18 protein-coding genes are annotated in these 19,210 nt (G+C 72.9%); 7 read left to right on the top strand and 11 right to left on the bottom strand.

Going from position 1 to position 19,210, the window contains the following annotated elements:
- Positions 1-12 precede the first annotated feature (12 nt).
- Positions 13-1,743, top strand: a complete 1,731-nt coding sequence (locus ACFUO4_RS31975; protein WP_383491415.1) for a GAF domain-containing protein — start codon at positions 13-15, stop codon at positions 1,741-1,743.
- Between the two features lie 20 nt (positions 1,744-1,763).
- On the opposite strand, the gene ACFUO4_RS31970 is transcribed toward ACFUO4_RS31975, so the two are convergent.
- The 5 genes from ACFUO4_RS31970 to ACFUO4_RS31950 form a co-directional block, all read right to left on the bottom strand.
- Complete coding sequence (locus ACFUO4_RS31970) at positions 1,764-3,389, bottom strand: NAD(P)-binding protein (RefSeq protein ID WP_383491413.1); 1,626 nt, start codon at positions 3,387-3,389, stop codon at positions 1,764-1,766.
- Positions 3,386-4,390 (bottom strand): thiamine pyrophosphate-dependent enzyme, encoded by a 1,005-nt coding sequence (locus ACFUO4_RS31965; RefSeq protein ID WP_383491411.1) that lies wholly within the window; start codon positions 4,388-4,390, stop codon positions 3,386-3,388. Before ACFUO4_RS31965 ends, ACFUO4_RS31970 begins: the two co-directional genes overlap by 4 nt.
- Positions 4,387-5,628, bottom strand: coding sequence for a pyruvate ferredoxin oxidoreductase (gene porA / locus ACFUO4_RS31960; RefSeq protein ID WP_383491409.1), 1,242 nt, complete (start codon positions 5,626-5,628; stop codon positions 4,387-4,389). Before porA ends, ACFUO4_RS31965 begins: the two co-directional genes overlap by 4 nt.
- A complete protein-coding gene (locus tag ACFUO4_RS31955) occupies positions 5,612-6,187 on the bottom strand; it encodes a 2-oxoacid:acceptor oxidoreductase family protein (protein WP_383491407.1) in 576 nt (191 codons plus the stop codon). The genes porA and ACFUO4_RS31955 overlap by 17 nt, the downstream gene beginning before the upstream one ends.
- A gap of 237 nt (positions 6,188-6,424) precedes the next feature.
- Entirely contained in the window at positions 6,425-7,318 is an 894-nt protein-coding gene (locus ACFUO4_RS31950) for a universal stress protein (protein ID WP_383491405.1), read from the bottom strand.
- 275 nt (positions 7,319-7,593) lie between these two features.
- Here ACFUO4_RS31950 and ACFUO4_RS31945 point away from each other — a divergent pair, with 275 nt between their 5' ends.
- The 3 genes from ACFUO4_RS31945 to ACFUO4_RS31935 all read left to right on the top strand — a co-directional run bounded on the left by ACFUO4_RS31945 (position 7,594) and on the right by ACFUO4_RS31935 (position 10,517).
- Positions 7,594-8,280 carry a CBS domain-containing protein gene (locus ACFUO4_RS31945; protein ID WP_383491403.1) on the top strand — a complete coding sequence of 229 codons (687 nt, stop codon included), beginning with the start codon at positions 7,594-7,596 and terminating at the stop codon, positions 8,278-8,280.
- A 198-nt stretch (positions 8,281-8,478) separates the two neighbouring features.
- On the top strand, positions 8,479-9,915 hold the full coding sequence (locus tag ACFUO4_RS31940; RefSeq protein ID WP_383491401.1) for an MBL fold metallo-hydrolase RNA specificity domain-containing protein: 1,437 nt from the start codon (positions 8,479-8,481) through the stop codon (positions 9,913-9,915).
- A 398-nt stretch (positions 9,916-10,313) separates the two neighbouring features.
- Positions 10,314-10,517 (top strand): hypothetical protein, encoded by a 204-nt coding sequence (locus ACFUO4_RS31935; RefSeq protein ID WP_383491399.1) that lies wholly within the window; start codon positions 10,314-10,316, stop codon positions 10,515-10,517.
- Positions 10,518-10,559: 42 nt separating this feature from the next.
- On the opposite strand, the gene ACFUO4_RS31930 is transcribed toward ACFUO4_RS31935, so the two are convergent.
- From ACFUO4_RS31930 to ACFUO4_RS31920, 3 genes are all read right to left on the bottom strand, one after another.
- Complete coding sequence (locus ACFUO4_RS31930; RefSeq protein ID WP_383491397.1) at positions 10,560-10,838, bottom strand: hypothetical protein; 279 nt, start codon at positions 10,836-10,838, stop codon at positions 10,560-10,562.
- Between the two features lie 42 nt (positions 10,839-10,880).
- Positions 10,881-11,366 (bottom strand): universal stress protein, encoded by a 486-nt coding sequence (locus ACFUO4_RS31925; RefSeq protein ID WP_383491395.1) that lies wholly within the window; start codon positions 11,364-11,366, stop codon positions 10,881-10,883.
- A gap of 139 nt (positions 11,367-11,505) precedes the next feature.
- Positions 11,506-11,727, bottom strand: coding sequence for a hypothetical protein (locus tag ACFUO4_RS31920; protein ID WP_383491393.1), 222 nt, complete (start codon positions 11,725-11,727; stop codon positions 11,506-11,508).
- Between the two features lie 219 nt (positions 11,728-11,946).
- Here ACFUO4_RS31920 and ACFUO4_RS31915 point away from each other — a divergent pair, with 219 nt between their 5' ends.
- The 3 genes from ACFUO4_RS31915 to ACFUO4_RS31905 are packed head-to-tail and all read left to right on the top strand — an operon-like array spanning position 11,947 to position 15,964.
- Positions 11,947-12,822, top strand: a complete 876-nt coding sequence (locus tag ACFUO4_RS31915; protein ID WP_383491391.1) for a universal stress protein — start codon at positions 11,947-11,949, stop codon at positions 12,820-12,822.
- 2 nt (positions 12,823-12,824) lie between these two features.
- Positions 12,825-13,598 (top strand): HAD family hydrolase, encoded by a 774-nt coding sequence (locus tag ACFUO4_RS31910; RefSeq protein WP_383491389.1) that lies wholly within the window; start codon positions 12,825-12,827, stop codon positions 13,596-13,598.
- Positions 13,595-15,964 carry a glycoside hydrolase family 65 protein gene (locus tag ACFUO4_RS31905; RefSeq protein WP_383491387.1) on the top strand — a complete coding sequence of 790 codons (2,370 nt, stop codon included), beginning with the start codon at positions 13,595-13,597 and terminating at the stop codon, positions 15,962-15,964. Before ACFUO4_RS31910 ends, ACFUO4_RS31905 begins: the two co-directional genes overlap by 4 nt.
- 295 nt (positions 15,965-16,259) lie before the next feature.
- On the opposite strand, the gene ACFUO4_RS31900 is transcribed toward ACFUO4_RS31905, so the two are convergent.
- The 3 genes from ACFUO4_RS31900 to ACFUO4_RS31890 form a co-directional block, all read right to left on the bottom strand.
- A complete protein-coding gene (locus tag ACFUO4_RS31900) occupies positions 16,260-16,757 on the bottom strand; it encodes a hypothetical protein (protein WP_383491385.1) in 498 nt (165 codons plus the stop codon).
- A gap of 111 nt (positions 16,758-16,868) precedes the next feature.
- A complete protein-coding gene (locus ACFUO4_RS31895) occupies positions 16,869-18,044 on the bottom strand; it encodes an ABC transporter permease (RefSeq protein WP_383491384.1) in 1,176 nt (391 codons plus the stop codon).
- Positions 18,041-19,210: an ABC transporter permease gene (locus tag ACFUO4_RS31890; protein ID WP_383491382.1), complete on the bottom strand. Its 1,170-nt coding sequence runs from the start codon at positions 19,208-19,210 to the stop codon at positions 18,041-18,043. Before ACFUO4_RS31890 ends, ACFUO4_RS31895 begins: the two co-directional genes overlap by 4 nt.

Here is a 19,210-nt window from a genome sequence, read left to right as displayed (position 1 = left end):
GGAGGAGCACGAGTGGGAAGCCATGAGCGGGCCGGGGAGGCCCGCGTCCGGCTGCCGCAGCTCAAGCTCGACGAGTTGCTGGAAGAGCTGCAGGCCCGGCTGGACGCGGCCCGTGGCACGCGCGACCGGGTGCACAGCCTCCTGGAGGCGGTGCTCTCGGTCGGCCGGGAGCTCGACCTCGAACAGGCGCTGCACAGCATCGTGGAGGCCGCCGCGGTGCTGGTGGACGCGCGGTACGCGGCGCTGGGTGTGATCGGCTCGGACGGCAAGCGGTTGTCGGCCTTCCACACGGTCGGCGTGGACGAGGAGCAGATCGCCCGGATCGGGCCGTATCCGGAAGGGCACGGCATCCTCGGTGAGCTCATCACCAATCCGGAGCCGCTGCGGCTGGTGAAGCTCTCCTCGCATCCTTCCTCCTACGGGTTCCCGGCCCACCATCCGCCGATGAACACGTTTCTCGGCGTCCCCATCCGGGTGCGCGACCAGGTGTTCGGCAACCTGTACCTGACGGAGAAGCGAGGCGGGGTGCAGTTCGACGAGGAGGACGAGTCGGTCCTGTCGACGCTCGCCGTCGCCGCCGGTGTCGCCATCGACAACGCCCGGCTCTACGAGGAGTCCCGGCTCAGGGAGCGCTGGCTGCGGGCCACCGCGGAGATCACCCAGAGCCTGATGTCCGGCAGCGAGCGCGGCGCGGCCCTCGCCCTGATCGCCGAGAGCGCCCGGGAGATCACCGGCGCGGCCCTGGCCGTGATCGCCATGCCCCTGGAAGGCACCGGCTCACTGCGGGTGGAACTGGCCGTCGGGACGGGCGCCGAGGCGCATCACGGGCTCGTCCTGCCCGTGGACGACAGTCTGATCGGTCAGGCCTTCGCCGACGGCTCCCCGGTGACCAGCCCGGACGTGTCCCGCGACGAGCGGGTGCCGAACGCCGAGCCGCGCTTCTCCGGTCTCGGCGCGGCCGTGGCCGTGCCCATCGGCACGGGGGAGGGGCTGCGAGGTGTGCTGCTGCTGGTGCGGGAGACGGGCCGGCCGGCGTTCTCCGAGAAGGAGACGGAACCCCTGCACGGTTTCGCCGCGCAGGCCGCGATCGCCCTGGAGCTGGCCGAGCGCCGGAAGGACGCCGAGCAGATCGCCTTGCTGAAGGACCGCGACCGGATCGCGCGTGACCTGCACGACCTCGCCATCCAGCGGCTCTTCGCCACCGGTATGACCCTGCAGAGCGCGGGCCGGTTCATCGATCACCGGGAGGCCTCCGAGCGGGTGGTCCGGGCCGTCGACGACCTGGACGAGACCATCAAGATCATCCGGTCGACCATCTTCGGCCTGCGGGCCCGTGACGGCGCCTCGGGCACCGGCCTGCGGGCCCGTGTCGTCCGGGCGGCGGGCGAAGCCGCCACCGTGCTGGGCTTCGCGCCCAGCGTCCGCATGGTCGGACTCGTCGACACCGACGTGCCGCGCGAGATCGCCGACCAGGTCGCGGCCGTCCTGACCGAGGCCCTGACCAACGTCGCCCGGCACGCCCACGCCGACCGTGCGGAGGTGTCGCTGGAGACCGACGGGCGCGAGGTGCGGCTGACGGTCACCGACAACGGGGTCGGTGTCCCGGCCGGCGGACGGCGCAGCGGCCTCGACAACATGGCCGAGAGGGCCCGGCAACTGGGCGGCGCGTTCGAGATCCGCACGCCGGAGGGCGGGGGGACCAGGCTGGAGTGGCGGGTGCCGGTGCCGAGCGAGGACGCGTAGGCCGCCCGCATGCCACGGCCTCATTCCTCCGGCACCATCTCCATGGACCCGGAAGGGCACTCCGCCACACACAGCCCGCACCCTTTGCAGTAGTCCAGGTCGATCGCGAACCCCTTCCCCGGGCCCAGCTTCGTGATCGCGTTGTCCGGGCAGACGCCGTAGCAGTTGTCGCACTCGAAGCAGTTCCCGCACGACATGCAGCGGCGCGCCTCGAAGAGCGCCGTGGACTCGTCGAGTCCCTGGACCACCTCGTCGAACGTCGATACGCGGCGGGCGAGTTCGAGCCGCGGGCGCACGGCGGCGGGGGCGTCGGAGTAGTACCAGGTGTTGAGCCGGTCGAAGGCGGCCGGACCGTGTTTCGGGCCCGGGCGGTACGACGTCCCGCGCAGGTAGGCGTCGATGTGCCGGGCCGCCTTCTTGCCGTGCCCCACGGCCACGGTCGCGGTGCGCTCGGCGGGCACCATGTCACCCCCGGCGAAGATGCCCGGTCGGCCCGTCATCAGTCCGTCGTGGACCTCGACCGTGCCGTGGTCCACGGTGAGGTCCGGGACGTCTTCCACCAGGGACAGGTCGGAGTCCTGGCCGAGGGCGAGCACCACCGTGTCGGCGTCCAGTTCCTCGAACTCGCCCGTGGGCTGCGGGAATCCGGTCTCGTCCAGCGTCATCCGCTCGATGGTGATCCGGCTGCCGTCGGCATGCTTGATGGTCGACAGCCACTTCATCCGCACGCCCTCCTCCAGGGCCTCCGTCACCTCCTCGTCGTGCGCCGGCATCCGGTCACGGGTGCGCCGGTAGACCACCACGGCGTCGGTCGCGCCGAGTCTGCGGGCGGTACGGGCCGCGTCCATCGCCGTGTTGCCGCCGCCGTAGACGGCGACCCTGCGGCCCAGCAGCGGCGGGCCTTCGTCCTCCATGCCGCCCAGCAGTGTCACGGCGTCGAGGATGCGGGCGCTGTCGCCCGCCGGAATGTAGGCGCGACGGCCGATGCCGGCGCCCACGGCCAGGAACACGGCGTCGAAACCGCCGTCTTGCTGCGCCGCGAGGACATCGTCCACGCGCGTGCCGAGTTCCAGGGTGATGCCGAGCGCCAGGACGCGGTCGGTCTCCGCGTCCAGCACCTCGCGCGGCAGGCGGTAGCGCGGGATGCCGTAGCGCATCATGCCGCCGGGCCGGTCCTGGGCCTCACGGATCGTCACCTCGTGGCCGAACAGGCGCAGATGGTAGGCGGCGGAGAGTCCGGCGGGGCCGGAGCCGACGACGAGGACACGCTTTCCGGAGGCGGCAGGCGGAGCCTCGACCGTCCAGCCGTGCCGGATCGCCTCGTCGCCCAGGAAGCGTTCGACGGCGTTGATGCCGACCGCGTCGTCGACCTGGACGCGGTTGCAGGCGGTCTCGCACGGGTGGTAGCAGATCCGGCCCATCACGGCGGGCAGCGGGTTGTCCCGCATCAACTCCCGCCACGCGGACTCGTAGTCGCCGCGCTCCGCGTGGAACAGCCACTGCTGGATGTTCTCGCCGGCCGGGCAGGCCCCGTTGCAGGGCGGCAACCGGTGGACGTACTCCGGGCGTTCGGTGCGCCAGGCGCCGGTCCGGTTGGCCAGACTGGAGCCCACGTCCAGGGTGATCGCGAACGGTTTCTCCTTCACGACACGACCTCCTCGGCCAGGTCGAAGCGCGCGATGTTGCAGTCGGCGGCCCGCTGGAGGCGGGCGATGACATCCGTGCGGACCTCCGGGGTGAAGAGGTGTCCGTACCGCTTCTGCGGGCGCAGGTACTCCTCGACCGGCACCCGCCGACGGATCTTCGTCACCTCGGTGACCTCACCGTCGACGGCCTCGAACACCGGGAACAGACCGCTCTGTTCGGCCAGCCGCGCGATCCGGACGGTGTCGCAGGACGCCGTGCCCCAGCCGAGCGGGCAGGGCACCAGGACGTGCAGATAGCGGGCGCCCCGCAGGCCCATCGCCCGGTGCACCTTGGCCTCCAGGTCGCGCAGCCCCGCGACGGTCGCCGTGGCGACGTACGGGATCTCGTGCGCCATCGCGATCAGCGGCAGGCTCTTGCCCTGGCCGAACGGGGCGCCGGGCGCCTCGCCGACCGCCTGGGTGGTCGCCGTGCGCGCGGCCGGGGGAGTGGCCCCGGAGCGCTGCACGCCCGTGTTCATGTACGCCTCGTTGTCGTAACACACGTACAGCACATCGTCGTTGCGCTCGAACATCCCGGACAGACAGCCCAGGCCGATGTCGACCGTGCCGCCGTCCCCGCCCTGCCCGACCACCCGGACGTCCGTCCGGCCCTTGGCGCGCAGTGCCGCCGCGACACCGGAGGCGACGGCCGGGGCGTTGCCGAACAGGGAGTGCAGCCAGGGCAGTTGCCAGGAGGTCTCCGGGTACGGCGTCGAGAACACTTCCAGGCAGCCGGTCGCGTTGACGGCGATCACCTTGCCGCCGCTCGCCCGCTGTGCCGCGTCCAGGACGTACCGGGCGCCCAGCGCCTCGCCGCAGCCCTGGCAGGCGCGGTGGCCGCAGGTGAGCGCGTTGGAACGGGCCGGGTCGGCCTGGTCGGAGCGCAACTCCGGGTCCAGCAGCCGGTTTCCGGCGGCGAGACTGCCCACCTGGTAGAACTTCACCTGCTGAGCGGCGTTCATCGGTTGCTCCCCACATCGCGCAGGATGTTCTCCGCCGACGGCCCCGACCTGCGGGACTGTGCCATCCGCGCCAACTCCCGCTCCACCAGGCCGGTGTCGAGGTCCAGGAACTCCAGATGGCCGAGCCGCCCCGCCACCGCGTCGGCGAACAGCCGGTGCAGCGACTCCTTGGTGATCGGGCGCCCGCCCAGCCCGGCGACCACCGTGTGCCCGTCGAGCCGGATACCGGACAGCGCGGTGCGCACGTTCTGCGAGACGATTCCGCCGACACCGACGGCGAGCGCGCGCTCCAGGACGACCACCCGGCGGGCATGGCCCAGCACCGTCCGTACCGCCTCCAGCGGGAACGGCCGGAAGGAGGTGATCCCCAGCGCCCCGATCCGCACCCCGTCCGCCCGCATCTCGTCGACCACGTCGCAGACCGTGCCCAGCACCGAGCCGAGGGCCACGACGATCGTGTCCGCGAACTCGCACGCGTACGGATGGATCAGCCCCCCGGAATCCCGGCCGAACGCCTGCCGGAACTCCCGCGCGATGTCCGGGATCGCCTCCAGCGCCTGCATCTGCTTGGCATGCGCGAGATACCTGACCTCGGTGAACGCCTCCGGGCCGACCATCGCGCCGATCGACACCGGCTCGTCGGGGTCAAGCACCTGACGGGGCTCGTACGGCGCCAGGAACGCGTCGACCTGCGCCTGCTCCGGCACCTCGATCCGCTCCCAGGCGTGCGTCAGCACGAAGCCGTCCATGCACACCATGACCGGCAGCGACAGCTCCTCCGCCAGCCGGAAGGCCTGCGGATGCAGATCGGCGGCCTCCTGGTTGTCGCGGGCGTACAGCTGGATCCAGCCGGAGTCGCGCTGGGACATGGAGTCGCTGTGGTCGTTCCAGATGTTGATGGGCGCGCCGATCGCCCGGTTGGCGACCGTCATCACGATCGGCAGCCCGAGCCCGGCGGCGTTGTAGAGGGCCTCCACCATGTACAACAGGCCCTGGCTCGCCGTCGCCGTGTAGGTGCGGGCGCCGGCCGCCGAGGCGCCGATGCACAGCGACATCGCCGCGAACTCCGACTCGACGTTGACGTACTCGCACGGCTTCAGCGCACCGGACTTCACCAGGCGGCTGAGCTCCTCGACGATGTGGGTCTGCGGGGAGATCGGGTAGGCGGCGATCACTTCCGGGCGGCAGTGCGCGACGGTCTCGGCGACCGCGCGCGAGCCCTCAGTCTGCTTCAGCATGAGCGCGCTCCTTGCACAGCACCTCGACGTAGTCGTACGCCTCACGCGCGGCGGCGGCGTTGTTCGTGCCCAGCACGCCCGGGAACCGGTCCCGGATCGCGGCCTCCAGCGAGTCGACGGTCACGCAGCCCGTCAGCGCGGCCAGCCCGCCGAGCAGGACGGCGCTCGGCACCGGGCGCCCGACGTGGCGCAGGGCGAGCGCGGTGGCGGGGACGGTGAGGACCGGGCCGGTGAGGGTCTCCAGGCCCAGAGCGTCCGCCCCGCGCGGGGAGTTGACCAGGACCGGGCCGCCGGGGCGCAGCCCCTCGAAGACGTTGACCTGGTGCAGCAGGGTCGCGTCCTGGATGACCAGGGCGTCGGGCCGGGTGACCGGCTCACGGACCCGGATCGGCCGGTCGTCGATCCGGCAGAACGCCATGACCGGCGCCCCCGTCCGCTCCGATCCGAAACTCGGGAAGGCCTGCGCGTGGCGGCCCTCGACGAACGCCGCGACCGACAGCAACTCCGCCGCCGTGACGGCTCCCTGGCCGCCTCGGCCGTGGATACGTACCTGGAACACGGCACCCTCCTCACGTACGGGCCTGAGATCCGTCGTAGCGCTCGAGCGGGTGGTCCTCGGAGGGGCCGAACGTCCCTCGGGCGAGGCCGAGGGGCTCCGGGAGCGGTCCTTCCGGTGCGGAGTGCGCTGGGCCGGGGGCGGCCCTTCGGGTGCGGACCCGGCCGCCGCGGGTGCTGTCTTTCCCGGTCCGGCCTCCTGCTGTCGGACCGGGAAGGACGGTCTCAGCCCCCTCGTGACTCACGCGTGGGGCACGACGGCGACCGGGCAGCGGACGTGGTGCATCACCGCGTGCGCCACGGGCCCGGTGTGCGTACCGATGCGGGCCGGCCGGACCTTGCGGCCGACGACCAGCAGACCGGCGTCCGCGGCAGCCTGCGTCAGCTGCACGGCCGGACGGCCTTCCAGCACCAGCTCGTGCACCACCACGGTGGGGAACTTCCCCCGCCACGGCTCCAGCACCGTCCGCAGAGCGTGCTCCGCATCTCGGCCCACGGCCTTGCGGGCCTTGGCCTCGGCCGCGGCGGGCATGTACGGCAGCCGCCAGGTGCACACCGCCCGCAGCGGGGCGGCACGCATCATCGCGCTCTCGAAGGCGAAGGCGAGCAACTCCTCACAGCGGTGCGCGGGATCGACGCCGACCATCACCTCGCGGTACGGCGTGCCGACCGAGGGCCGGCCGTCGGCGTCCGGCAAGTGCTCGGACTCCAGGCGCTGATGGGCCCGTACGAGCACCACCGGCCGGGTCGCCCTGGCCACCGTCGCCAGTGCCGCCGAGCCGGCCATGAAACCGCCGAAACCGCTGAAAGCGCGGCTGCCCAGCACCAGCAGCTCGGCCTCGTCGGCCGCTGCGACCAAGGCGTCGGGCGCCGAGTTCGGCACCTGATCGGCGCTCAGCCGCACCTGCGGATAGCTTTCGCCCAGCCGGTCCAGGCCACCGCGGAGAATCCGCTGTGACCAGTAGCGCGGCGCCGCCAGCTCGGGCAACCCCGGCTCGCCGGCCGAGGTCCCGCCCTCCCACGCATGCACCAGACGCAACGTCAGGCCGCGCCGCAGTGCTTCCCGGGCCGCCCAGTCGGCGGCGGCGAGACTCTCGCGCGATCCGTCCAGTCCTACGACAACGGGGCGAGGCACGGACCTCACCTCCCCGCATCAGTGTCCGCGCGCCGGTGCGCGGAGCCCTTCGTCACCAGCGTCGCCGGGCAGGCCCGGTGCGGGCAGGGGCTGACCCGGCCCGGCAGGGGGCCGAACGGCCCCTGTGGCAGTACCGGAGCGGCCACGCCGGGGAGATTGCCCTGTCGGGGCCCTTGACGAGGGCCGGTCGGCCCAAGCCCGCGGCGGGTCGCTCGCCCCAGTCTGGAGACAGACGCCGTCCCCGCGACGACGGCCGAGCACCGCCGGAGGCCCCCATGCACAGCACCCCCCGCCTCGTGAGCGACGTGATGACCCGCACCGTCGTCGCCCTCGGGAGCACCGCGACGTTCAAGGACATCGTGAAGGCCATGCGGCGCTGGCAGATCAGCGCGCTGCCCGTGGTGGACGACGAGCACCGGGTCGTGGGCGTGGTCTCCGAGGCCGACCTGCTGCCCAAGGAGGAGTTCCGTGCGCACGACCCCGACGCGGACGTCCGCCTGCGCCGTCCCGAAGCCCTCGCGCGGGCCCAGGCGCGCACCGCGGGCGAACTCATGACGGCACCGGCCGTCACCGTCGACGCCGACGCGAGCCTCGCCCGGGCCGCCCGGATCATGGCGCGGCACCAGGTGAAACGCCTGCCGGTCGTCGACGACACCGGTGTCCTGACGGGCATCGTCAGCCGCACCGACCTGCTCAAGGTCTTTCTGCGCACGGACGCGGACATCGTGGAGGAAGTGCGCCGCGAGGTCGTCGAGCCGCTCTTCCCCGACCCGCTGGAACCGGTCCGGGTGGACGTGCGCGACGGGGTCGTCACCCTGACCGGCCGCGTCTGGGACACCTGGCTCGTCCCTATCGCCGTACGGCTCGCCAGGGCTGTGGAGGGCGTGGTGGACGTGGACAGCGCGCTCATGGGCCCGCCGCGGCGGCCGGTCCTCGACCCGGATCTCGTGGAGGAGACCTGAGCACGACGAGGTGCAGAACACCGGAGCACGACAGAGCGGAAAGGACCCACCCGCTTCTCGCGGATCCAGATTGCGCGGTGCACGGCTCCGAGCCGCTTCCCCGCGTCCGTGTCGGGTCCTTTCCGTACCTCCAGCAGAGCACACCGCCCGGAGAGTCACCAGGGCCGATCGGCCCCAGTCCCGAAGGAGAGCGACCTCATGATCACCGTGGTGGCAGGACCGGAGGAGAACACCGCGACCCGCTCGCGGCCGGCGCTGCTGACGTTCCTGGGCGGAGTGGGAACGGTCACCGGCAGCAAGTTCCTGGTCGAGAGCGACCACGCCCGGGTTCTCGTCGACTGCGGGCTCTTCCAGGGCCTGGCCGATCTGCGCCGGCGCAACTGGCGCGAGCTGCCCTGCGACGGTGCCGACATCGAGGCGGTTGTCGTCACCCACGCCCACCTGGACCACTGCGGCTACCTGCCGCGGCTGGCCCGGCACGGCTTCCGCGGCCGGATCGTGACGACGGAGTTCACCGCCCGCCTGATGGAGATCGTGCTGCGCGACAGCGCCAAACTCCAGCTGGAGGCCGCGCACCACGCGAATGAGCACGGCTGGTCCAAGCACCACCCCGCGCAGCCCCTGTACGACGACTCGGACGTGGACCGCACGCTGAAGCTGATCGAGCCCGTCCCCGTGCACACCCCGGTCGACATCGCCACCGGCACTCGGCTGACCCTGCACCCCGCCGGGCACATCCTCGGCTCGGCCTGGGCCCACCTCACCCTGGAGGACGGGCACACCCTCGCCGTCAGTGGCGACCTCGGCCGTCCCGGCCATCCGCTGCTGCTGCCGCCGGAGCCGTTCTACGGGGCGGACGTCCTGCTCATGGAATCCACCTACGGCAACCGGTGGCACGAGGAGGAGGCGGGCCGGACGCGCTTCGCCGAGGTGCTGGGCCGCACCCTGGCCCGCGGCGGGACCGTCGTCATCCCGGCGTTCGCCCTGGACCGCACCGAGGTGCTCCTGCACGAACTCGCCGAGCTGCGACGGGCCGGGGCACTCCCGAGCGCCGTGCCGGTCTACGTTGACAGCCCGATGGCCCTGGCCGCCCTCGACGTCTACCGGGACGCCGTCCTCGCCAAGGCGCCCGAGCTCCGCCCCGAGGTGATCCTGGCGGGCGCGGCGGCGCTCGGCCCCGAGCCGTTCCGTCCGGTCCGCTCCCTCCAGGAATCCGTCGAGCTCAGCCGCACGGGCGGACCGGCCGTGATCGTCTCCGCGTCCGGTATGGCCACCGGCGGGCGGGTGCTGCACCATCTGCGGCGGCTGCTGCCCGACCCGCGCAACGCGGTCGTCGTGGTGGGCTTCGCCGCGCAGGGCACCCGGGCCAGAGACCTCGTCGAGGGCGCTCAGGTGCTGAAGATGTTCGGAGAGTACGTTCCGGTGCGGGCCCAGGTCGCGAACCTGCCGCATTTCTCGGCGCACGCCGATGCCGGGCAGATCGTCGACTGGCTGCGGGACGCTCCCGCACCCCACGCCACCTACCTGGTGCACGGGGAGCCGGACGCGGCCGCCGCCCTGCGGGACCGGATCGACCGGATGCTGGGCTGGACGGCGGTCGTACCCCGGTCGGGGGAGCGGGTGCTCGTCCGCTGACCCCGGGGGGCCTTCAGTAGGGCATGGGGCGCCCGGAGGGGGTGCGCAGGTCCTGCGGCTCCGGCCGGCGCGGAGTCCGGGGGCGCCTGGCCTCTTGTATCCGCTTCATGACCGTCGCCTCCTGGGACGTCATCCGCGATGTCCCGGCTGCGCCGGCACCGCGCGTACCAGGAATCCTCGTCGTCCTCCGGTGCGGGGACCATGAGGCCACCGACCCCCGCTCAGGGGCCGGGCGGTACCGGACGCAAGGGGCCGAACGGCCTTTCGGCACGCATCGTCCGGGAGCAAGGGACGCGCAGACCCCGGGTCCGGGCCGGTCGGCTCATGTGCCCGCTGTCGTGCCGGAGTTTGCTGGAGGCGTGAGGGATACGACGCCGACCGAGGAGGGGGCGAGGACAGTGGGTACGAGTCTGACACCGGAGTTCTGGGAGAGGTTCGCCCTGTTGCTGTTCGCGGCGATGGGCCTGACGTTCGCCCTCGCCGCGCTCTTGGACGAGCTGGCGCTGCGCTGGATCAAGCGCCACACGCACCGCCCGCCGACGGCGCCGCGGCCGACCCCGTCACGTACCGGCACGGACCACCGCACCTCAGTTTCCTGCTGAGCTACCGGGGCGCCGCACCCGCCTCGGCCCTCGCGGCCCCACTCAACGCCACTGCTCGGGGATGTTCGCCAGTTGGCTCAGCAGGTCCCAGCCCCGGCTCTTGTGCCGGCGTTCCGCGCTCGGACTGGCCCACGGGGCGCCCTGCCCGACCCAGTAACCGCGGTAGTTGCGCAGCCCCATGACGCTTTCGTCACCGACATCCGACTCGTTGCCGCAGCAGGAGCAGATCTCCGCCGTCGGCCGGCCGTCCGCCCAGAAGACGTCATCGTCGTCGTATCCGCACACCCTGCAGACGGTCTCCCAGGTCTCGGTGTTGTCCATGCCGGCGAGTCTATGGATCGGCCCGGGAGGCGACGAACGTATTTACGCCGCCCCGATGGCCCGTAGCCCCGGTTGCACGTCGGCGGCAGGGACGGCCACCACGGGGACGGTGGCGCCCCTCAGGCACGCACGGCCGATCGGCCCCGGTACGGGCCGCCCGTGCGCGGCGTCCCCCCGGTGGCCGATCGCGAGCAGGAGTGCTCCGCGTGCCTGCTCCAGCAGCACGCGCGCGGGCTGCCCTTCCACGACGACGGCACGCACCCGGTCCCCGATCCGCGGGCCGAACACCGTGCGCAACGCCGAGGCCAGCACCTGTGCGGCCTGCACCCGCTGCTCCGCAGGTGTCGGCCGGGCCGCCGGGGGAGCGTAGGGCGCGCGCCCGGCAGCGACCGGTTCCCAGGCGTGGACGGCGACGACGACCGCGTGCAGCGCCCGGGCCTGCCCGGCGGCCCAGCGCAGCGCGGCCATGGACGCGTCCGATCCGTCGACGCCCACGACGATGCTCTTCTCCGCGGCGCGTTCCGTCATGGCTGCCTCCCTCGGCGTTCCGTGTCTCCAGCGTGCCGGGAAGCCGGCACGCCCACGTTGAGCCGAGGGGGGCGGCACGGGTGCCCAACGGTCCCTTGCCGGGCTGCCGTGGGGCGGTCCCCCGCACAGCCGTCGGTGGTCACGCGTGGTAGTTGTGGTGGTCGTCGTGGTTGCCCATGTAGCGCCGCTCGACGACCGTTTCCCGATCGCCCGGGCGCCTGACCGCGCCCGGCGTGGACATGAAGGCCGTGAGGCCGATGAGGCCGGCGAGCATCAGAATCAGGCCGACGATGACGGAGCTGTAGCCGAAGACCATGCCCGCGCCCAGTACGACCGCGCCGATCAGGATGAGCGGAATCATGACCGTCCCCCTTGATGACCCGGACGAGTCTCCTCCCCCAGTGGAGAGCCTCTGGTCCGGTTCTCACTTGCAGTTTCTCGGGCCGGCGAAGCCCCGCCCAGGGGCCGATCGGCCCCGGCCAGGGCCGTTCCACCCCTGCTGTCGTGCGCCCGCGCATGGCACGGTGAGAGTGGAGTTCCGCGCTGCAACGGCGCGGCCCGACACAAGGCGGTGGAAGCCATGGAGCTGCCCCTGGTCGTGGGCGTCGACGGGTCGGAATCGAGTCTGCTGGCGGTCGACTGGGCCGTGGACGAGGCGGCCCGGCACGGCCTGCCGCTGCGCCTGGTCTACGCCTCCCTGTGGGAGCGCTACGAGGGCGCCCTGCCGTCGACGAGCCCGGACCGGCCGTCCGAACAGGTGATGGCCGACAACATCGTCGCCGGCGCGGCGGAGCGGGCCGGCCGACGCCACCCCGAGGTCAAGGTGTCCACCGAGGTGATCGCCGACGAGGCCGTCGAAGCGCTGCTGCGCGAGGGCTACGGCGCCTCCGCCCTGGTGACGGGCACCCGTGGCCGCGGCGAGCTCCAGGGCCTGCTCCTCGGCTCGGTCGGGCTGACCGTGGCGGCCCGCGCCCACTGCCCGGTGATCGTCGTTCGCGGCGACCGCGCGGGGCGGGAGGGCACCCACGAGCGGATCCTCCTCGGCGCCGGTGAACCCGCCACGTCCGGCGAGGCCGTCCGCTTCGCCTTCCGCGAGGCCGAGGCTCGCCGGTGCACCCTGGACGTCGTGCGTGCCTGGCGCTGCCCCGAGCACGAGACGGCCGACCACCCGCTGCTGGCCGGACACACGGCCCACGAGCACACCGAGCAGGCCTCCGCCCTGCTGGACGCGGTGCTCCACGATGCCGCCGCCGATCATCCGAAAGTCCCCGTGCGCAGGGCCACCGTGGAAGGGCCGGCCCGCAAGGTGCTGCTGAACCGTTCGGCCGCCGCGGATCTGGTGATCATCGGGGCGCGCCGCAGGACCGGTCACTTCGGACTCCAGCTGGGCCGTGTCGGGCATGCGTTGCTGCACCACGCGGACTGCCCCGTCGCCATCGTCCCGCAGCAGGTCTGACCGTGCGCCGCCCCGGCACCCCCGCGGACCTCGGCGAGGAACTCGCGCCCGCCCTGCGTGACATCCGGGCCGTCGTCTTCGACACCGACGGCGTGATCACCGACTCGGCCCGGGTGCACGCCGCGGCGTGGAAGACGGCCTTCGACGCCTTCCTGCGCGCCCACCCGCCCGAGGACCCCGCCCAGCGCCGCCCGTTCGACGGCCGCGACGACTACCTCCGTCACGTGGACGGAAAGTCCCGCCTGGACGGCGCCGCCGCGTTCCTCGCCTCCCGCGGCCTCGACACCTCGGACGACACCGTGCGGGCCGTCGCCGCCGACAAGGAGCGCCTGTTCACCGAGCGGCTGCGCGCGCACGGCGTCGACGCCTACCCGGGCACGGTCCGCCTGGTGCGCGCCCTGCGCCGGGCGGAGGTGCCGGTCGCGGCTGCCTCCGCGTCCCGTCACGCCGGTGAACTGCTCGACCACGCCGGGGTGTCGGACCTCTTCGACGTCCTCGTGGACGGCGGCGAGGCCGCGCGGCTCCGGCTGCCCGGCAAACCGCGGCCCGACCTGTTCCTGGAGGCGGTACGACGCCTCGGCGTCCCCGCCGCGCGCGCCGCCGTCGTGGAGGACGCCCTGGCCGGTGTGTCGGCGGGCCGCAACGGCGGATTCGCCCTCGTGGTCGGTGTGGACCGCGCCGCCACGGGGGACTCGGGGGACCGGCTGCTGCACAGCGGTGCCGACATCGTCGTACGGGATCTCGCGGAGCTGGTCGTGGCGGGGGAGCCGACGTGACGGGCTGGACCTGGGAGTACGAGGGCTACGCGCCCGCCGACGAACGGCTCCGCGAGTCGCTGTGCACGCTCGGCAACGGCTACTTCGCCACCCGGGGAGCGCTGCCGGAGTGCGCGGCGGACGACGTGCACTACCCGGGCACGTATGTCGCGGGCTGCTACAACCGGCTCACCTCCGAGGTGGCGGGCCGCAGCGTCGAGAACGAGGACATGGTCAACGTCCCCAACTGGCTTGTGCTGCGCTTCCGTCTCCCCGGCGGGCCATGGCTCACCCCGGACACCACGAAGGTGCTCGACCACCGGCTCACCCTGCATCCGGACTCCGGCATGTTGGAGCGGCGCACCCGTTACGACCTGGGCGGGGAACGGGAATTGATGGTGCGCCAGCAGCGGATCGTGCACATGGCCGATCCTCATCTGGCCGCCCTGCGCACCGAGTTCACGGCCGAGGGCTTCGCCGGGTCGCTGGAGGTCGAGGCCGGGCTCGACGGGGGCGTCACCAACGCGGGCGTGCCGCGCTACCGCGACCTGGACGGCCGCCATCTCACCCACGTGCACACGGGTACCGCCGCCCCCGACACGGTGTGGCTGCGCTGCCGCACCCGCACCTCCGACATCCGCATCGGCATGGCGGCCCGGCTGACCGCCGGCGCGCCCGTCGCCGTACGGCACGAATCGCCGTATGCCATCCAGCAGTTGAGCCTCGATCTGGAGGCCGGCCGGACCGCGACCGTCGACAAGACCGTCGCCCTGCACACCTCACGCGACCCGGCGATCAGCGACCCCCTCTACGCCGCGCTCGACCGGGTGGGCCGGGCCCCGGACTTCGACGAACTGCTGGAGTCACACCTCACGGCCTGGGACCAGTTGTGGCGCCGGGCCGCCCTGGACGTGGCGGGCGAGGCCGGCCGCATCCTGCGGCTGCACCTCTTCCACGTCCTGCAGACCCTCTCCCCGCACACCGCCGACCTCGACGTCGGCGTACCCGCCCGCGGGCTGCACGGCGAGGCCTACCGCGGCCATGTCTTCTGGGACGAGCTGTTCGTCCTGCCCTACCTCAACCTGCACTTCCCCGAGGTCTCCCGCGCTCTGCTGCGCTACCGCCACCGCCGCCTGGAACAGGCCTGCACGACCGCGCGGCAGGCGGGCCGCAAGGGGGCGATGTACCCCTGGCAGAGCGGCAGCGACGGACGCGAGGAGACCCAGCAGCTCCACCTCAACCCGCGCTCCGGGCGCTGGCTGTCCGACCACTCCCGGCTCCAGCACCACGTCGGCTCGGCCGTCGCCTACAACGTCTGGCAGTACTGCGAGGCCAGTGGCGACATGGAGTTCCTGCACACCAAGGGCGCCGAGATGCTGCTCCAGATCGCCCGCTTCTGGGCCGACTCGGCGGTCTACGACGACAGCCTCGGCCGGCACCGCATCAAGGGCGTGGTCGGCCCCGACGAGTACCACGAGGCCTACCCCGGCGCGAGCACACCCGGCCTCGACGACAACGCCTACACCAACGTCACCGCCGCCTGGGTCCTCACCCGCACCCTGGAACTGGTGCGTGCCCTGCCCGAACCCCGCCGCCGCGAACTCGTCGAGCGCACCGGCCTGGACGAGGGCGAGCTGGAGCTGTGGGAGGACGTCTCGCGCACCCTGCACGTGCCCTTCCACGCCGGTGTCATCAGCCAGTTCGAGGGCTACGGCGACCTCGCCGAGCTGGACTGGGACGGCTACCGCGGGCGCTACGGCGACATCCGGCGCCTGGACCGCATCCTGGAGGCGGAGGGCGACAGCGTCAACCGCTACCAGGCCTCCAAGCAGGCCGACGTGCTGATGCTCGGCTACCTCTTCTCGCCGGCCGAACTGCGCGGCCTGTTCGACCGGTTGGGGCTGCGGCTCGACGACGAGACATGGCGCCGTACCGTCGACCACTACCTGCACCGCACCAGCCACGGCTCCACCCTCAGCGGCCTGGTGCACGGCTGGGTGCTGGCCCGCGCGCGGCGGGCGGAGGCCTGGAAGTACTGCCAGGAGGCCCTCCAGGGCGACATCGCCGACATCCAGGGCGGCACCACCGGCGAGGGCATCCACCTCGGCGCGATGGCGGGCACCCTCGACCTGGTCCAGCGCGGCCTGACCGGCCTGGAGACGCGGGCCGGGGCCCTGTGGCTCGACCCGGTGCCGCTGCCGGAACTCTCCTCGTACGGGTTCAACCTGCGCTACCAGGGCCACTGGGGCGTACGGCTCCACCTGGAGCGGGGGCGGCTGGAGATCTCGGTGCCCTCGTCCGACGCCACGCCCATCGACGTACGGCTGCCGGACCGTGTGGTGCGTCTGGCGCCGGGGGAGACGGGGCAGTTGGACCTGCCGGGCTGAACATCCGCCGACCGGCACTGGGTGCGGGACGCTCGGCCTCTCCGGGCCGGTGGCGGTGGCGCGCAGACTGGAGACAGGAACGAGACGTGGCCCGCTCGCCCACTGGTCCACGGGGACCGACAGGGCAGTGGACGAGCCCGTTGGGGGCGCTCGGCGGCCTTGTGCCGTCGGCGTCGGTGCGCGAGAGCCGTCCTGCGGGAGCGTCCCTCGCGCGGGTGCCGTCCGGTCCTGACCGGACGTGCGGATGGCGGGAGCCGCAGTGTCGGCGCTGCGGCTCCCCTGGGTGTGTCGGGCTTCACGAGGCGATCCGGATACCGGAGATGAGCTGCGTCTCGAGGTCGGACCGGACCAGCAGCCGCATGTGGTGGACCTGGTTCCCGGCGTCCTCCCAGGTGAGTGTGACCCTGGTCCAGCAGTGGCCCATCCCGCTGTCGCTGCAGACGACCTTCCAGGCGGCCGGCACGCCCTTGGCGCGCAGGACGCCGTCCGTGTGGTGCGCCTTCTCCCAACGGGCGAGGTCGGCGCGGAGCCGCGCGGTCAGATAGTGCTCGCGCAGGGAATCGGCCAGCCGGCCGCGACCCGAGTCGTACAGCACGTCGATGTAGGCGCCGTAGAAGTCGGCCACCCGGTCGACCGTGGACCTCGGACTGCCGTCCCGGACCGGGGCGTTGACGGTCGAGACACTGGCCGTGTTGTGGGTGCGGACGCCGGTCGCGGACGTCGGCAGCGCGGCCCCGACGGCCGGCACCGCACCGATGAGCGCGATCCGCCGCAGTGTGCGTGACGTTGCCATGCCATGACTCCCTCCTGAGGGAGGAACCGCGTGTTCCCCAACTCCAGTACAGCGCGGGGCGGTTGACCGCCTCGGGGGCCGGCCGGCCCCAAGTGCGGGGCCGGTCGGGGGTCAACTGCCGGAGCTCGCCACGAGCCTGCGGCGCAGGGCCAGGGAGGCCAGCGTGACGAGCGCGACGGCGAAGCCGGCCAGGACGGTGAGGTCGCCCAGAATGGCGGGCAGGTTCCCGTCGCGGGACAGCAGTGTCGTCCACGCGTCGACGGCCCACGCCTGCGGCACCGCGTGTCCGGCGGTGCGCAGCCAGTCCGGCACCAGTGCCAGCGGCCACATGCAGCCGCCCAGCATGCCCATCCCGATACCGACGGCGGGACCGATGGCGTGCACCTGCTCCGGCGTGCGGAACAGGGCCCCGGCCAGCACCCCCGCCCCGGTGCCCACCAGCGCCCACACGGCGATCAGGACACCGGCGGCCAGCGGGTCGCCCCACGCGACGTCGAAGGCCAGTGCCCCGATCCCGACGATCAGCAGGGACTGCAGGACGGCCAGCAGGAAGTAGGCCAGCGTCTCGCCTAGAACGAGCGTGCGAGCGGGGACGGGCGCCGCCAGGGCCCGCGCGTACACGCCCGTGCGACGGGTCGCCACGATGGCCGCGCCGCCCGCCAGCGCGTTGATGAACACGAACAGCACCAGCATGGTCGGCGTGCTGTAGCTGTAGCCGAGCGGCAGGTAGTCGCTCTCCCCGTTGACGGTCTGCGTCCGTACGACGAGGGGCGAGGACGCCCGCTCGGCGCCGCGGGCCAGCGCGAGGTTCTCGTCGAAGGTCCCGCCCGCCTGATCGCCGGCGAAGGCGGCGGCCTGGAGCCGCGCCCCGTGCTCCGCCACCACGGCCGACACCGAGGACACGGCGCCGTGCCCGGCGCTCCCGGTCGGCTCCACCAGCACCCGCACGCCGACGGTGCGCCCGGCCCGCACTTCGGCGTCGAGACCCGCCGGCACCAGCACGACCGCGTCCAGTTCGGCGCGCCGCAGCGCGGTTCGGGCGTCCTGGGCGGACTCGTACGTACGGGTCCGCAGGCCGGGCGCGCTCCGGAGTTCCGTGGCCAGCTCCTGGGCCACGGGGCCGGTGCGGGCGGCGGGGACCAGCCCGATCCGGAACCGGTCGAAGCCACTGACGGTCACCCCGATGACGACGATGATGGCCACCGGCAGCAGCACCATGAAGAACAGGGCGGTCCGGTCGCGCAGGACGCGGGTCAGCGTCGCCCGGGTCACCGCGAGTGCGGTCATGGCGTCCTCCTGAGCCGGAGAAGCAGAGCGGTCACCGCGGCCACGGCCGCCGAGAACGCGGCGATGCCCAGCAGCGGGGCGCCGACCGCCGCCCACCCGCGCACCCCGGTGCCCAGGTCGGTGAAGCCGCGCAGGGCCCAGCCGTTGGGCGTGAACAGGGCGAGGCGGCGGATCAGCGGCGTGGTGCCGGAGGCGAAGACGAAGTTGCCGCCGAGCAGCACCAGCGCGAAGACCAGGATCGAGGCGAGCCCCTGCGCCTGCTGCTCCGTCCGCACCAGCGCGACGACCAGCGCGGTCAGACACACCACGCACACCGCCATGGCCACACTGAGCGCCGCCACGCCGAGCGGGTCCGCCCAGCTCGCCCCGAACGCCAGCCACGACACCAGCGTGACGGTGGCGAGCCCGGCCAGGCTGTACACGAACGTCGACACCGACTTGCCGAGCAGCAGCGCACCCCGCCCGACCGGTGCCGCCGCGATCCGGTCGAGGGTGCCCTGCTGCTGTTCGATGAAGTAGCCGCGGGCGCCGAAACCGACCGTGAACAACACGAAGAACATGCCCATGCTCGGCCCGAAGTAGCTGATCACCTTCAGCGCGTCGTCGGGCAGTCCCTCCGCTCGCACCTCTTCGGGCAGCCGCAACAAGGCCGCCTTGGCGGCGAGTTCAGGGACGTCCCGCTGCGGGGCGCCCGCGGCGACGGCCGTGGCGACGGACAGCCGGTCGGCGTTGACCTGGGCGACGTAGGACTCGGTGACCGCCCGGGCGAGCTGGGCCTGCAGTCCGAAGTCGACGCTGTCCAGGACCTTCACGGGCGCGGTGGTGCCACCGTGCAGGGCCTGGGTGAACCCCTTCGGCACGACGATCGCGGCGTGCACACTCCCGGCGTCCACCGCCCGGCGCGCGGCGCTCTCGTCGTCGTAGGACCGCACATGGACGGTGCCTTCGAGTTCCGGGCTCTTGAGTACCTGCGTCAGCCCGGTGGCGGCCGGGCCGTGGTCCAGGTCGACGACGCCGATGTCCGCCCGGAACTCGGAGTTGTTGTTGAACGCCAGGGCCATCAGTGCGGAGATGAGGACCGGCGCCAGGAACACGATCACCCAGGCCGACCGGTCCCGCAGCCGCTGCCGCAGGTCCTTGGCGGCGATGGCGAGAACGACACCCAC

The organism is Streptomyces sp. NPDC057280, assembly GCF_042668605.1.
Taxonomy (GTDB): domain Bacteria; phylum Actinomycetota; class Actinomycetes; order Streptomycetales; family Streptomycetaceae; genus Streptomyces.
Note: the sequence above shows the minus strand (reverse complement) of the source record. Positions and strands in the feature narration are given on the sequence as shown.